The following is a 15,189-nucleotide window of genomic DNA, read 5'->3' as shown; positions in this document are numbered from 1 at the left end:
TTAATGATACAATTGAACTATAAAGCCTGCGACCGCCAAAAATGCACAAAGCGGAATAAAGTATTTTGAATCTGCTTTTGCAAATTTGGTTGATTTTATCTTTTTGAAGAGACCCACATATTTGAAATCACCGATAACACGTAATAGGAATATTGCAGGTAAAACCCAACCGGTATATAAGAACAGCCAACTGGCGAGCTCGACCGTAAGAAGGCCCATTCGGGTCACATAAAACAGTGCGAAAGACAAAAGTACTATCCCAACAACTATCGTTGCGATGGTGGGTGGTCTCAAAGCTTTAATACTATCCTCAGCTGTTGGAATTACCGAATCAACACCCCATCTTCCACCAAACGCCCAATAAAAATGCATTGCCGAAAGAAAGCTAAAAATGATTACTAAGGTACTGGCTAGGAGTAGAATCATTTTGTAAAATTAATCAATTCTCGGCGATAGGCCGTCAAGAGTTTAGACTTAGAAACAAAACCATAATACTTCCCATCCTTGATTACGGGCAGATTCCAAGCTCCCGAATTTTTAAATTTTTTCATTACCTGTTGCATGGAATCCTTCTCATAGAAAATATATTCTGGGGCTGAATGCATAAATGTAGAAACGGTGGTTGTTCTGTACAGGGCAGTTTCAAACATAAATTCGCGAATATCATCCAACAAAACGATGCCTACCAAAGCATCATTTTCGTCGATTACTGGAAATAGATTTCGGGTAGATTTTGAAACCGATTCATGTAACATTTCACCTAAGAACATGGTTGGCGTAACGGTCTTGAAATTCTGTTCGATAACATCATCTAACTGCATAAGTGTCAATACGTTTTCATCTTTGTCGTGGGTAAGTAATGCGCCTTGTTCGGCCAGTTCGCGCGTGTAAATCGTGTGATTGATGGCATTTTTGGTGATGAGGTAAGAGATGGCCGCGGTTATCATTAGGGGAACAAAAAGTTCGTAACCTCCAGTGATCTCGGCTATCAAGAAAATGGCGGTTAGCGGGGCGTGAAGCACTCCTGCAATAAGGCCGGCCATGCCGATGAGGGTGAAATTACTTTCTGAGACTGCAAAACCCAGACCTATGTTATTTATGACTTTGGCGACTACGTTCCCCAAAGCGCTTCCCATTACCATTGTAGGGATAAATATTCCCCCAGCCCCGCCTGCTGCAAAAGTGGTGGTCATGGCGATTGCCTTAAAAACGGTAATGCCAAAGAGCAGTGCAATCACCACCCAAATATTACTGAGGTAATTATCAAATGGAGTGGATCCAAGGGCAGATAGATGGTTGCCGTCTAATAAATTGCTGATAAAACTAAAACCCTCTCCATAAAGCGGAGGTATAAAATAGAGCATGATGCCAATGGCTAGCCCCCCCAATAGGAGTTTGTATTTCGGACTCCTCAAGGGTTCGAACAATTTCAGTATCGCGAAGTACATTTTGGTAAAATAGATAGATGCAACAGCAGTACCAACGCCCAATAAAATATAGAAAAAAGTGTCTTTTACTTCAAAGTTATCGGTAAGTCTAAAGTCAAAAAGCACTTCGTTTCCTAGAAAAAAATAGGAGGTAAGCACCCCCGAAATCGAAGCTAATAAAAGGGGAAGCATAGATAGCATTGTAAAATCAATACTAAAAATTTCCACAGCAAAAATTATAGCGGCAATAGGCGATTGAAATATGGAAGCTACTGCCCCGGCCGATGCACAAGCAATCAGCAAAGAACGTGTTTTAGCATTTACATGAAGCACACGACCTAGATTGGAGCTTATAGCAGAACCTGACGAAACTGCGGGTCCTAATAAGCCGACAGACCCTCCAAAACCAACCGTAAGTGGAGCAGTTATTAACGGGGTGTAAATTTTCTTTAAATCAATAATTCCTTTCTTTTTACTCAATGCGAATAAGATAGACGAAACGGCATGTTCCAATTTTTCTTTGTGCACAAATTTTACATAAAGAAAGACTAGGGCAAGACCGATAATAGGGAGTACGAAATACAATTGGTTGCTAGAAAAAACAATACCGCTCTCCAGTGAAGCTTCAATAAAATAGGTGAGGTTTTTTAGTGTAACCGAAGCAAGCCCTGCCAGGAGACCAACCCCAACGGCTAAAACATGGGTAAAGGTTTTGTTGGAGATATTTTTATATCGCCACTTTATGAACTTGGTAAAAAGCTTTTGTAGTCGGGTTGGCATTTAGGCTGTTTGCCTAAAAGTATTAAAAAATTTCGCCGTTAGCAGCATTGTTTTTTAAGCTAAATGTCAAGTTTAAGATTCAATTCCTTCAATTGCTCTACATCAATTGGGGCAGGCGCGTCAATCATCACATCGCGTCCACTATTATTTTTGGGGAAGGCAATAAAATCGCGAATGGTCTCTTGTCCGCCCAGAATGGCAACCAATCGGTCTAATCCGAAAGCGATTCCACCATGCGGAGGCGCTCCGTATTGAAAGGCATCCATCAAAAAGCCAAATTGGGCCTTGGCTTCTTCAGGGGTAAAGCCAAGATGTTTAAACATACTACTCTGTATTTCTTTATCGTGAATACGAATAGAACCACCACCAATTTCGTTTCCATTCAATACCAAGTCATAGGCATTCGCGCGAACGGCTCCTGGATCTGAATCTAATAATTCGAGTTGACCGGGTTTTGGAGAAGTGAAGGGGTGATGCATGGCATGGTAATGTCCGGTTTCTTCATCTAATTCCAACAAAGGAAAATCAATAACCCACAACGGAGCAAACTCCTCAGGGTTTCTTAAACCTAAGCGTTCGGCCAATTCCATTCGCAAGGCACTTAATTGCGCTCTTACTTTAGTAGCATCTCCAGAAAGTATGCAGATTAAATCTCCTGCTTTAGCCCCAGTCGCCTCGGCCCATTTCGCCAAATCTTCTTGGTCATAGAATTTATCTACCGATGATTTAAAACTCCCGTCTTCGTTACAGCGGCAATAGACCATCCCCAAGGCTCCAACCTGTGGTCGCTTAACCCAGTCGGTAAGCTTGTCGATTTCTTTTCTGGTATAGGAATTCCCTCCTGGAACGGCAAGACCAACGACCAATTCGGCCGAATTAAATACATTGAAATCTTTGTGCTGTGCTACCTCGTTCAGCTCGCCAAATTCCATGCCGAAGCGAATATCGGGTTTGTCATTTCCATAGCGTTTCATAGCTTCATCAAAAGTCATTCTAGGGAATGATTCGGTATCTACTCCTTTGATTTCCTTTAATAAGTGTTTGGTCAATCCCTCAAAAGCATTGAGTATATCTTCTTGCTCTACAAAGGCCATTTCACAGTCTATCTGGGTAAATTCAGGCTGCCTGTCTGCCCTTAAATCTTCATCACGAAAACATTTTACGATCTGAAAGTATTTATCCAAGCCACCAACCATAAGCAATTGCTTAAAGGTTTGTGGTGATTGCGGAAGGGCATAAAATTGGCCTTCGTTCATACGACTGGGTACTACAAAATCACGGGCGCCTTCGGGAGTAGATTTAATAAGATAGGGCGTTTCAACTTCAATAAAGCCTTCGTCAGATAAATATTTGCGCACTTCCATGGCAACCTTACTTCTAAAAATAAGACTGTCTTTTACCGGATTTCTACGGATGTCTAGGTACCGATATTTCATACGAATATCTTCGCCTCCATCTGTTTCATCCTCTATGGTAAAGGGAGGAGTTTTTGATTCATTTAAAACAATAACTTCTTCTACCAAAACCTCAACATTGCCGGTAGGTATATTTGGATTCTTTGATGCTCTTTCAATTACTTTACCGTTCACCTGAACCACAAATTCGCGGCCCAAACCTCTAGCTTGTTCCAATAATTCAGATGAGGTACGGTCTTCATCAAAAACAAGCTGTGTAATACCATAACGGTCGCGTAGGTCAACCCAAGCTACAAAACCTTTGTCTCTGGTTTTATGTACCCAGCCTGAAAGGGTAACTTTTTGATTGATATGTGATTCGCGCAATTCCCCGCAGTTATGACTTCTGTACATTTTTGAAACTAAGATTAAGGGGCAAATTTAAGAAGTATTTATCAGTGCACTATTGATTTGATTTAATAATTATATAGGTATTTGAGATATAGAAGGTATTAAAATCGATTTTCGTTGCTGGTAATTGGCTCTTCTGCCAGCAATTTTGCTTTTAATCCCTACCTATAAGGAGGTGAACACCATAAAATTCAGAAGTATGACCAGGCCTATAAAACATATGCATAGATTTCACGTTAAGCAAGAACACCAAATAGGTTCCCAAATTCAATTTGGTTCAGTTTAAAGAAAACCTACTAATGCCATTTACAGCATCACATACGGCAATTATTTTACCATTATTGAAACGAAGGATGTTTTCTGTTTCAGGGTTGATAATGGGTAGTATGGTTCCTGATTTTGAATTCTTTATAAGGCTGGAGGCTCATGTAGTGCACGGCCATTCATTCTGGCCTATGTTTTGGCTGAATATCCCGACTGCTCTATTTTGTATCACGCTGTACCATCTCGTTGTTAGAAATCAACTTATTCTGAACTTGCCTTTCTACTTCAAAAAAAGATTTCAACCCTTTCTAAATTTTGACTGGATTTCATATGTAAGAACCCACTATGTCAAAGTTTTGTATTCTATTCTAGTCGGAAATATGAGCCATTTGCTTTGGGATTCCTTTACGCATTATGATGGATTTGTTGTCACTAAAATTGCATTTTTGAATACGGAGTACTGGCAAATTCCAATGTATCTCATCATGCAATATGGTTTTAGCGTATTGGGAGCCCTTGCCATCTTGAATTTTATTTCTAAAATGCCTAGTCATAGGCTAAAGGGTCAAGTTTTAAGCGGGAAGGTATTTTGGTATTGGTTTGGAATACTGCTAGTTACCGCACTTGTTTATTTTTTAAGATATGACATCGAAGATTACCATAGTTTTGGGGCTAAGATTGTCTTTATATGTGCGGGCTTCTTGTTTGGACTTATACTAATCTCTGCTGCGTATAATGTACTGCGATCAAATAGACCTATGAGGTTTTCAAAACAGTACCAAACAAAAAAGCTCTAACCTATTGGTCAGAGCTCTTCCTATGATTTATTAAGCTGCTTAATTTGAAGTGCCAGTTTTCGGAAGAATATCATACTCCGGATTATCAATCAATATCTCTTCCCCCAAAGATGCCTCGGGTTTTCTCCAAGCTCGCACCCTTGTCTTAATGCGATATGTAATATTAAAAAGCACAGGAACTATAATCAAAGTCAAGAAGGTTGCAACGATTAACCCGAAGATAACCGTCCACGCTAGTGGTCCCCAGAATACTACATTATCCCCTCCAAAATAGATTTTTGGATCAAAATTGGTGAAGAGCGAAAAGAAATCAATATTCAAGCCAATTGCCAACGGAATCAACCCAAGTACAGTAGTAATTGCCGTTAAGATTACGGGCCGCAATCTCGCCTTACCTGCTTTGGTAATCACTTTAGTAACATCTTTCATTGACAGCAAATCTTTATCGTCTAAATCTAATTTTACCTTTTTTCGATCGATTAAAATTTGGGTGTAATCAAGGAGCACAACGCCATTGTTTACGACAATTCCCGCCAGAGATATAATACCCATCATGGTCATCATAATCACAAATGACCACCCCGTAAGCATCAAACCTCCAAATACACCTATAAAGCTCAAGAAAATGGCAATCATAATGATTAAGGGCTTGGAAATACCTCCAAATTGAAAAATCAAGATTAGCATAATCAAAGCCAAGCCACCAAAGAAGGCGCCGACCAAAAAGTTCATTTGTTTATTTTGCTCTTCTATTTCACCTGTGTAATCGACTTTTACCGAGGCTGGAATACCGCTAAAGTTTTCCATTTCTTTTCTTACTTGATCAACTACTTGTGCTGGGTTTCCACCAGCTGTCAAGCCTGAATAGACAGTAACGACACGATTACCGTTTCTGTGTTTTATCGAGCTAAATCCTGAAGAATTTCGCTGCGTAGCAACAGCCGACACAGGAACCTCCTTGATTTGACCTGAAGCTTGATCTCTAAAAATGATATTTTGGTTGAAGAGCGCGTTTTGATCAAAGCGTAGATCTTTGTTAAAACGTACGTTGATGTCGTAGTCTTCACCGTCTAATTTATAAACACCTGCTTTCTCACCAAACAAAGAGCGACGTAGTTGACTACCAACCTGCCCTACCGCAACACCTAACTCACCAGCTTTTTGACGGTCTACCACCACTTGCATTGACGGTTTGCTCTTATTCACATTAATCTTCAACTCCTCTATGAATGGAATATTCTTGCTGTTGATAAAATTTCGAATGTCTTCAGCTGTGCTGATTAATTCATCATAATCTTTGCCCTGTAACTCAATGTTTACGGGGTAACCTGCTGGAGGACCTTCATTTAACTTTTCAACAGAAATAGATACGCCTGGATAAATTCCGGTGAGATCGGCTTGAATAGCACCACGCAGCTCTTCGGTGTCTAGTCCATTACGGTATTTGAATTCACGCATTGAAACGGTAACCTTGCCTCGGTGGGGCATTTCTGAGGCCGAACCACCATCAGTTTGAGGATTTCCAGCCCCTTCACCTACTTGCGAAACCGCGGACTCCACCAAGTAATTATAATCAGCATCTCGTTTGTACTTTTCTCGTGCTACAACTGCATAAACTCTTTTTTCAATGGCTTTGGTAATGCTGTTCGTTTTTTCTATCGATGTACCTTCTGGATACTCAATATATACATAGACTTCATTGGGACTATTCTCAGGAAAGAACTCTATTTTGGTTCTTCCTGAACCAATTGACATACCAAAAAGCATGAAAGTTACTACGAGAAGTAATACGGTCAATCCAAAATACCAATACACATTACCCCCTCGTAAAGCATGCTTTATACGACGCTCATACCAGTTTTCAATGCGTGGCATGACCTTATTTTGAAAGCCTTTGGCCCATCCCTTAATACCATATTTATAGGCCCAGAACATCAATGCAGTGAAAATCATAACTGTTCCTAAACCTCTTGTAGGACCACCTACGAACATAATTAGCAGCCCGATACCACCAAGAACAGCTGTTGTTCGAATTAGGCCTTTACGACTTATTTCTTTATCACCTATTTCCATATACTGTGAAACCAGCATGGAGTTCATGAATAGTGCAACAAACAATGATGAACCTAGTACAACAGAAAGTGTAACAGGGAAGTAAATCATAAACTGGCCGAAAAGTCCTGGCCACAGCCCAAGCGGAACGAATGCGGCAACCGTAGTTACCGTAGAGATTATTATGGGGAAGGCGATTTCACCAATACCTTTTTTAGCTGCCTTTGTTCGTGACATACCTTCACTCATCAATCGATATACATTTTCAACGACAACAATACCATTATCGACTAGCATCCCCAGCCCCATAATCATACCAAATAATACCATTGTATTGAGGGTAAAACTGAGACCTTCAACAATGACACCTAAAGTGTTTAGTACAAAGAAAGAGATGAACATAGACATTGGAATCGCGAAACCAACAAAAAGTGCGTTTCGAAAGCCAAGGAAGAACATCAAAACGGTTACTACCAAGATAATCCCGAAAATAATACTGTTTACCAAATCATCGACTTGGTTCAAGGTGCGATCAGAAGAATCATTCGCTATGGAAATATTCAAATCGGCAGGATAGTAGTTGGCCTGCGCTTTCTTTACAAGTTCCCTAATTTGTTGGGTCGCTTCGATGGTATTGGTGCCCGAGCGCTTTTTGATATCAAGCATCACAACACTTTCGCCGAATTCTCTGGCGAATGTGGTTTTTTCTTCTTCATCAAAAGTAACCGTGGCAATATCCTTAAGGTACACGGCACCATTCTCCGATTTAACAACAAATTCATTCAGTTCTTGAGGGTCTTGAATCTCTCCTAAAACACGAATAGTTCTGCGTTGTTCACTGGTTTTAATATTTCCGGCAGACATGGTCATATTGCCATTACCTATGGCTCCAATCACATCTTGGAAACTTACTTTTGCCGCCATCATTTTATAGACGTCGACGGCGACTTCAACTTCTTTCTTTTGGGCTCCCCGAATATCCACCTCTTTGATTTGCGGGAGATTTTCAATTTCGTCTTCGAGGTACTCGGCATACTCCTTCAATCTTTCAACAGGATAATCTCCTGTAAAATTGACGTTCATTATAGGAAACGATTCTGCCAAGTTCAGATCAAAAATATTCGGTTCTACCTTAGCACCGTTAAATGTTGGCCAGTCTTCACTAGCTTTTTCGACATCTACTTCATCCTTGACTTTTTGTTTGGCCAGTTCTACCGTAATATTCTCGTCAAATTCAACCGTAATAATTGAGTAATCCTCCTGGGAGGTAGAGCTCGTTTCAACTACGTTGCTAACGTTTTTCAATCGATCTTCCAAAGGGTCGGTAATCAAACGCTCGATATCTTCGGCGGTATTGCCAGGATAGGGTGTGCTTACATAAACCTTGGTTTCTACAATTTCTGGATAATCTTCACGCGGCATGGTTTGATAGGCCTGAAAACCTACCCACAAAAGGATAGCGATCATCACAAAAATCACGGAAGGGTTGTCAATAGCCCACGAAGCTATTTTGAATTCCTTGTCAGCGTTTTTCTTTTGTCTACTCATCGCTTTCAGTATTTAAGATTTGAACATTTTGGCCTTCCTTTACTGTTCTTGCCCCTTCTTTAATCAAAAGATCACCATCGTTAATTCCAGAAAGCGCTTCCACCAAACTTCCTTGTGTTTTTCCGGTTTTAATGATGCGTCTTCTAGCTATCGCTTTGTCTCCGTTAGGTTCTACAGCAACATAAACATATTGCTCTCCATCGGCATTTTCTGAAATAATACCTTGGGGAACTAGAATGGCGCTATCACTACTATAATCGTTTAAGCTCACTCGGGCTGTAAGGTTGGGCTTGATGTTTCCTTTTTTATTAGGAACTGGAATCTCAACACTAAATGCGCGATTACTCGGATTTATAAAATTACCTGTCTGACGAATTTCAGAAATAATCGTATCTCCCAGAATGGGAAAATATACTTTGGCCTCGTTGCCTTTAGAAACGCCCCCAAGGTTGTTTTCAGGTACGTCAACTGTAATGTACATATCTGACAGGTTTACGATACGGAATACTTCGGCCCCTGGGCCTGGCGCAACAACCGTACCTTGGTCTTTGATGACATCATCTATAATACCTGAGAAAGGTGCTCTTATGGTCGACTTACCCAACTGGCTTTGCGCTTGTTTCACAGCGTTTTCGGTTGCTTCATAGCTTGATTTTGCTTGTAAGTACTGAATCTCAGAACCGATCTTCTGCTCCCATAAACGCTTTTGTCGCTCATAGGTGGTTTTGGCTAATTCAGCTTGGGTTTTCAACTGAGATACTTGGCTGCTCATACCCCCATCATCAATAGATGCAAGAAGTTGCCCTTTGCTTACGCGCTGGCCTTCTTTCACATAAACCCGTTGTAAAGTACCCGCCATTTCAGGATAGATCAACACATTTTGTCTTGTTTTCACATCACCCTGTAATTCTAAGAAATGATCAAATTTTTCACCTTTAGCGGTCAACGTAGTTACTAAGGGTAATTTTTCTTCGCCTGACTTTACAGCAATAGCAGAGTCTAGCATTTGCAGGTCCTTTTCAATCGCTCTTTGTACCTCTGAAATTTCGGTCTTTTTCGCTCGAAGGGTTTCTAAGTCACCTTGTGCAATCAAATCGCTAACGGAAGTTTCACCGCTATTGCCACAAGCTGCAAGTAAGATTGTTGCAGTAAGAGTATAAACTAGCTTTTTCATATTAATATATTAAGATTGATGTTTGTTTTTAGGATTTGTTATTCAAAATAGTCTCCAATTCTGTTTTTTTATTGATCACTTCGACCATGCTTTGCAAATAATTCTGTTGCGCATCGTATAATTGCGTTTGTGCTTGTCGGAGTTCGAAACTGCTTGCTAAACCTTCTGCATACTTGATCTGATTCTTATTTTCAATGCGTTCTGCAAGGTTGAGGTTTTCTTTTGCGGTTTCATATTGCTCTATAGCCAAAATGTAGTTGCTTTTTGAACTTTCAAGTTGCAAGCGAATTTGCTCTTCTGCTTCACTGAGCTGCGTTTTTGCTTTCTCCAAGGCGATTTTGGCTCTCGCTGTTCCTGCACTTCGTTTTCCTGAACTGAAAATAGGAATGCTCAAATCAAAACCTAATACCGAGGAGTCAAACCATTGCTGATCGCCACTGAAAAAGTCAAAACCATCGGCAAATGCTGATGTACCATAATTGACAAATGAATTCAAGGTTGGTAAAGCTCTACTTTTTGCCAGCTTCCACTCGTAATAGCGTTGTTGATTTAGGTTGGTAGCCAATTTAAAATCCACATTGTTTTCGATGTTGAATTCTGATTCCAAAAGACCAAAATCGATTTGCTTTTGGGCCAAATCATCAAGGTTTTCTTCCAATTCGGTCGGTGCATCGATGGCAATGCCCATAACCAAATTCAACATTTGAAGTGTGATATCTTTTAATCGTACAGCGTTTTTCAATTGATTGTCAACCGAAGAAAGTGTAATTTGCAGTTGTTCAACACTCTCCTCATCTCCCAATCCATTTTCGTAGATTTTAGTCGTTTCGAATAGGTTCTTTTCTAGGTTCGCTTTATTCTTTTCGAATATAGAAACACTTTCTACGGCAAGGAGCACATTGCCATATGCTTCGGTAACCGCCTTTAACACCTCCAAATCTGTTTTCTCTTTGTTATTCTGGCTGTAGCTCAAAAAAGCCTTTGTAGCTTGAACCCCAACGATATATGAACCATCGAAAATTTGCTGTCGCAAAGTAGCTGTGGCATTGGCCTGCTGAGGTTGACCAAATACAATAGGAACAAAAGTACCGGGTTCACCACCGGCGAATTCAGCGGGGATCAAAGAAACGGGTTGTTTTAACTGATTTTGATAACTAACCGCACCGGTAATCTGAGGTAGTCCGGTTGCAATCGTTTCCCATTTCTGTTTTTTGGCATCGATCAGGTCACGGTCAGCATTAATAGCACTGTAGTTATTCTTTAGTGCAAAATCGATGGCTTCTTGTAAGGTAAAACTATTGGTGTTGGTTACCTCTTCTTGTGAAAATCCAATACTTATGGTGCACAAAGTAAGGAGGCTTATAAAGTAGTTACGCATGCTATTCTTGATTTGAATTGATGATTTTGTTTAATATTTTACGTCCTTTTGGTGTAACGATTCCCCTTAGATGATATTCTAGATAATCATCCATTAAGGTGGTTACTGGAAATTTATCTGTTGGGAAAAACTGAATATCCTTAATGCTGTTTACTCCTGAGAAATAAATTCTCGAAACAAATTCGATGTTTAAGTTTTCTCTGTAAATCCCAAGTGATATACCCTTTTTAATGTTTTCGACAACACATTCTTGCATCGTTTGAAATTGCATATTTCGCAGGGTGTCATGAATTTTCGGATAGTATTTCTGTAATTGATACTGCGGAGAAGATTTTTCGTCTTTCAAGTGAAGCATTACGAACTTTTTAATTTCATAAAGCTCTTCTATCGGATTTTTTTCTAAACTACAAATATGGTCTATACCTCCTGAAATTATTTGAAAAAGATGCATGGAGCAATCTTCTACTAAACTGGTTTTATTGGCGTAGTGGGCATAAATCGTTTTTTTAGAGATACCCATTTTATTGGCAATATCGTCCATAGTTACACTCTTGAAGCCAAAGTTCAAGAACATATCGGTCGCCTTTTCTAAAATCTTTTGTTTCATAATTGGGCGACAAATATAGCTCAGGAAACTTTAAAAACATTTAAAGTTTCCAAAGTTTTACATTTTTTTAACATTGCATATGACTAGTATCATTGACTTTCGTTTTGTTGGCGTTCCACATAGTCGTTAAATGCTTTTTCTCCCTCCTCTTTCCAGAACTTATCATAGGAGTCCCATTTCGAAAAATCGTTTTTGCAAGAATCGTTCATCCGCTCCTTAAAATGTTTGCGACCCTTTTTTGAATGCTTCCCAGAGCCTTTCCCTTCTAAATTGCCAAACAATAGCTTGGCCATCACCAGAATACCAACTGCTTTCCAGTAACTAAGACTAGGTAGTCCGAAAACGTCTGGCATTAGCCAATTCCATAAAAGCATAAATCCATAGCCAAATAGCAGCAGAAATAGGATTGCCGCAATGATCATAAATACTACCTTGAAGAACCCCTTAAAGAAGGTTTCCACTTTACTTTTTACTCGATGTTCTACATAATCTTTCATACGTATAGTTTTAATTTGAAAATTCTTTTTTTGTTTCTAGTTCTTTATGTAAAATTGCGATTGCTCGATGCCGTCTTGACATCAGTGTTCCCTCAGGAATGCCGGTTTCCGAAGACAGCTCCCGATAAGTAAACCCTTCAAAATCAATAGCTCTGATAATATTCCGATAATCAGGTTTTAAATTAATAATCGCTTTTTTTAACTCGCTTTTCATAGCCTCGGAATAGGAATTATCAGATTTGCCATAGAAGAGCACCGTAAACTCAATTAAACGATTTTCCATCTCGTTCTCAACATTGATTTCTTTGCGTTTTGAGCGCATCAAGTCAACAATCTTATTGCGAATGGAATTGTAGACAAAACCAGCAATATTGTCGATAGGTGAGGAGTTTTCAGGGCGAGACAAAATTTTGAGCGCGACGTCTTGAATGATATCCTCGGCATCTCGATCTGCCGTATCATCGATTCGTGATTTTGTATACGCTTTTAGAGAATGATATTCATCCTGAAAAAAAGCTTTAAGGTTATTTCGGTTTTGAAGGTCCGAAGTCATTCGAGACAGTTTTTTGATCGCTATTCATTTATAAAGACGAAGCTTTTCAAAGCTATTGCATTTTTTTGGCGTTTTTTTTCGATTTACGGGCTCCGCTATCTAAAAGACGGATACTAGTTTGTTAATTTGGACGTATTTTTGAAGAAAATCTGCTGCATGCATACCATCGAACAGTATCGAAATGTGTTCATTTCGTATATGGAGTCTAAAATAGCCACCAAAGAACCCGTTAATCTTTACGAACCGATTACGTATATTTTGGGTTTAGGAGGAAAACGTTTGCGTCCTTTACTGGTTCTAATGGCTACTGATGTATTTGGTTCAGACCACAAAAAAGCTTTGGATGCTGCTTTGGCGATAGAAGTATTTCATAATTTTTCTTTGGTACACGATGATATTATGGATGATGCGCCCTTGCGGAGAGGAAAAGAAACCGTACATGAAAAATGGGACATCAATACTGGCATCCTCTCCGGAGACGCTATGTTGATCAATGCGTATCAGCTTTTTGAGGATTATGAAGGAGCGGCTTTTCGCGATTTGATTGAGCTATTCAGTAAAACTGCCATCGAAGTTTGTGAAGGTCAACAGTTCGATGTTGATTTTGAAACACGTGATGATGTCACCCTAGCGGAATACCTGAAAATGATTGAATATAAGACGGCGGTTTTGGTCGCCACTGCTTTAAAAATGGGGGGTATCATTGCCAATGCGTCGGTACAAGACCAGAATGCTATTTATGAATTTGGACGAAATCTGGGTATTGCCTTTCAATTGCAAGATGATTATTTAGATGCTTTCGGAGACCCGAATACCTTTGGGAAACAAGTAGGAGGAGATATCATCGAGAACAAAAAAACATTTCTATATCTAAAAGCGTTGGAAATTGGAATACCGCTTCATAAAAAAGAGCTTTCAGATTTGTATTCGATACGCCCCAAAGACGCTTCAGACAAAATAAAAACCATCAAGACCATTTTTGTTGAAAGTGGATCTGCTGCACTAACCCAGAAGGAAATTGAAAGCTACACGAAAAAGGCGTTTACTGTTCTTGACCAACTAAAAATATCAGATGATAAAAAAGATTTGTTGCGTCACTTTGGAGAAAACCTAATGCGTAGGAAAGTCTAGTTTATGACCGTGCTTTATTACTATTTCTCTCTAAAGCAACCACTTCGCCTTTTCAGCATCTGTTAGATACCACTTTAAAGAAGGCCTTCCATGAAAATCATTTTTGTGCTCCTTTTTGTCTTGTGTATAGTATCGTGTGATTCGAAGTCTTCTGATGATAACTCTTTCGGTACTTGTGACGCCGATGGCGTATTCACTGATATTCAGCTTGCCGAAAATCAACTTTTAGGAATTTGGAAATGGACCAAAAGCACCTGTGGTTTTTGTAGTAATCCGGGGGTTTATGAAGCAGACAAAGAGGTTTTCGCTAGTTTTAAATCTGATGGATCATTTTCTGTCAGCGAAGATTCAAAAACCATAGAGGAAGGCATCTGGACAGTTAGAGAATCTGAGAATGGAAGTTTCATCTCTGTTGACCCAAAAAGTACACTCTATCTTGGCGGATCTATTCGCGTATGTGATCGTGAATTTATTTCAGATTCACGTCCATGGGACGGACCTGCCTATTTATTCGTGAAAATGGACTAGCCATTTATAGAGTGGCTGATCGTTATAATTAACAAGGCTAAATGTATTGAAATGAAAAAGACTATTTTTTATGTTATTTTCTTCACCCTCGTCATATGCTGCACAAAAGATGATGAGAAAGTTAAAGAACTGGCACTAAGTTCAGAACCGCCCGAAATTCCGCAAACCGTAAAGTTTGACTTAAATAGCGATGGCATTGATGATATCAGCTTTGAATTTGGTCCAGATGATGTAGTAACCGATGGTACAGTGGGGTATTATGGTTCTGTTTATCCATTGAACGGTGCTATGTTGCTGTTGGAAACCCTAACTGATGGTGCATATGCCTTGGAAACTCAATTGAATGATTCCTTGAGAAAAGAGGAGACCGCATCACTCACTTGGTATCCTTCCAATTGGATTTTCATGTTCATCGACGATTCTCCCGAAGGGCTATGGCCCAACGACTGGTCTTTAAGTAGTACAAATAAATCCAACCCTTACTATCTCGGACTACAAGTCAAACAAAGTGACACTTTTTTACTAGGTTGGCTAAAACTTGAAATTGATACGAAAACGGGCGTGATTGAAATTATCGACCATGAGATTACTTCAGACGATTTTATAGTAGTTGACCGTTAAGCTTTGAAAGGAATCCGAAAATAATTC

The 15,189-nt window shown here is 39.6% G+C and carries 13 protein-coding genes; 4 read left to right on the top strand and 9 right to left on the bottom strand.

Annotated elements, in window-relative coordinates:
• The 3 genes from ABJN95_RS03550 to aspS are packed head-to-tail and all read right to left on the bottom strand — an operon-like array spanning position 1 to position 4,015.
• Complete coding sequence (locus tag ABJN95_RS03550; protein ID WP_348368620.1) at positions 1-426, bottom strand: DUF3995 domain-containing protein; 426 nt, start codon at positions 424-426, stop codon at positions 1-3.
• Positions 423-2,207 (bottom strand): chloride channel protein, encoded by a 1,785-nt coding sequence (locus ABJN95_RS03545; RefSeq protein ID WP_348368619.1) that lies wholly within the window; start codon positions 2,205-2,207, stop codon positions 423-425. The genes ABJN95_RS03550 and ABJN95_RS03545 overlap by 4 nt, the downstream gene beginning before the upstream one ends.
• A gap of 59 nt (positions 2,208-2,266) precedes the next feature.
• On the bottom strand, positions 2,267-4,015 hold the full coding sequence (gene aspS, locus ABJN95_RS03540) for an aspartate--tRNA ligase (protein WP_348368618.1): 1,749 nt from the start codon (positions 4,013-4,015) through the stop codon (positions 2,267-2,269).
• Positions 4,016-4,311: 296 nt separating this feature from the next.
• Between aspS and ABJN95_RS03535 the strand changes: the two genes are divergently transcribed.
• On the top strand, positions 4,312-5,073 hold the full coding sequence (locus ABJN95_RS03535) for a DUF4184 family protein (RefSeq protein ID WP_348368617.1): 762 nt from the start codon (positions 4,312-4,314) through the stop codon (positions 5,071-5,073).
• Positions 5,074-5,112: 39 nt separating this feature from the next.
• Here the strand turns inward: ABJN95_RS03535 and ABJN95_RS03530 are convergent, their stop codons facing one another.
• From ABJN95_RS03530 to ABJN95_RS03505, 6 genes are all read right to left on the bottom strand, one after another.
• A complete protein-coding gene (locus tag ABJN95_RS03530; RefSeq protein ID WP_348368616.1) occupies positions 5,113-8,673 on the bottom strand; it encodes an efflux RND transporter permease subunit in 3,561 nt (1,186 codons plus the stop codon).
• The gene (locus ABJN95_RS03525) at positions 8,666-9,847 is read right to left on the bottom strand and encodes an efflux RND transporter periplasmic adaptor subunit (RefSeq protein ID WP_348368615.1); all 1,182 of its coding nucleotides are present in this window, start codon (positions 9,845-9,847) and stop codon (positions 8,666-8,668) included. The genes ABJN95_RS03530 and ABJN95_RS03525 overlap by 8 nt, the downstream gene beginning before the upstream one ends.
• Positions 9,848-9,875: 28 nt before the next feature.
• A complete protein-coding gene (locus ABJN95_RS03520; protein ID WP_348368614.1) occupies positions 9,876-11,225 on the bottom strand; it encodes a TolC family protein in 1,350 nt (449 codons plus the stop codon).
• A gap of 1 nt (position 11,226) precedes the next feature.
• Positions 11,227-11,832 carry a TetR/AcrR family transcriptional regulator gene (locus ABJN95_RS03515; RefSeq protein ID WP_348368613.1) on the bottom strand — a complete coding sequence of 202 codons (606 nt, stop codon included), beginning with the start codon at positions 11,830-11,832 and terminating at the stop codon, positions 11,227-11,229.
• An 89-nt stretch (positions 11,833-11,921) separates the two neighbouring features.
• Positions 11,922-12,329, bottom strand: coding sequence for a hypothetical protein (locus ABJN95_RS03510; RefSeq protein WP_348368612.1), 408 nt, complete (start codon positions 12,327-12,329; stop codon positions 11,922-11,924).
• Between the two features lie 10 nt (positions 12,330-12,339).
• A complete protein-coding gene (locus tag ABJN95_RS03505) occupies positions 12,340-12,882 on the bottom strand; it encodes an RNA polymerase sigma factor (RefSeq protein ID WP_348368611.1) in 543 nt (180 codons plus the stop codon).
• Between the two features lie 156 nt (positions 12,883-13,038).
• On the opposite strand from ABJN95_RS03505, the gene ABJN95_RS03500 reads away from it, so the two are divergent.
• From ABJN95_RS03500 to ABJN95_RS03490, 3 genes are all read left to right on the top strand, one after another.
• Positions 13,039-14,013, top strand: coding sequence for a polyprenyl synthetase family protein (locus tag ABJN95_RS03500; RefSeq protein WP_348368610.1), 975 nt, complete (start codon positions 13,039-13,041; stop codon positions 14,011-14,013).
• A gap of 90 nt (positions 14,014-14,103) precedes the next feature.
• The gene (locus ABJN95_RS03495; protein ID WP_348368609.1) at positions 14,104-14,541 is read left to right on the top strand and encodes a hypothetical protein; all 438 of its coding nucleotides are present in this window, start codon (positions 14,104-14,106) and stop codon (positions 14,539-14,541) included.
• Positions 14,542-14,592: 51 nt separating this feature from the next.
• Positions 14,593-15,162, top strand: a complete 570-nt coding sequence (locus ABJN95_RS03490; RefSeq protein WP_348368608.1) for a hypothetical protein — start codon at positions 14,593-14,595, stop codon at positions 15,160-15,162.
• Positions 15,163-15,189: the final 27 nt, after the last annotated feature.

This window comes from Maribacter sp., assembly GCF_039974175.1.
Lineage (GTDB): Bacteria > Bacteroidota > Bacteroidia > Flavobacteriales > Flavobacteriaceae > Maribacter_C.
The sequence above is the reverse complement of the archived record's forward strand: the minus strand, read 5'-3'. Positions and strand labels throughout refer to the sequence as shown.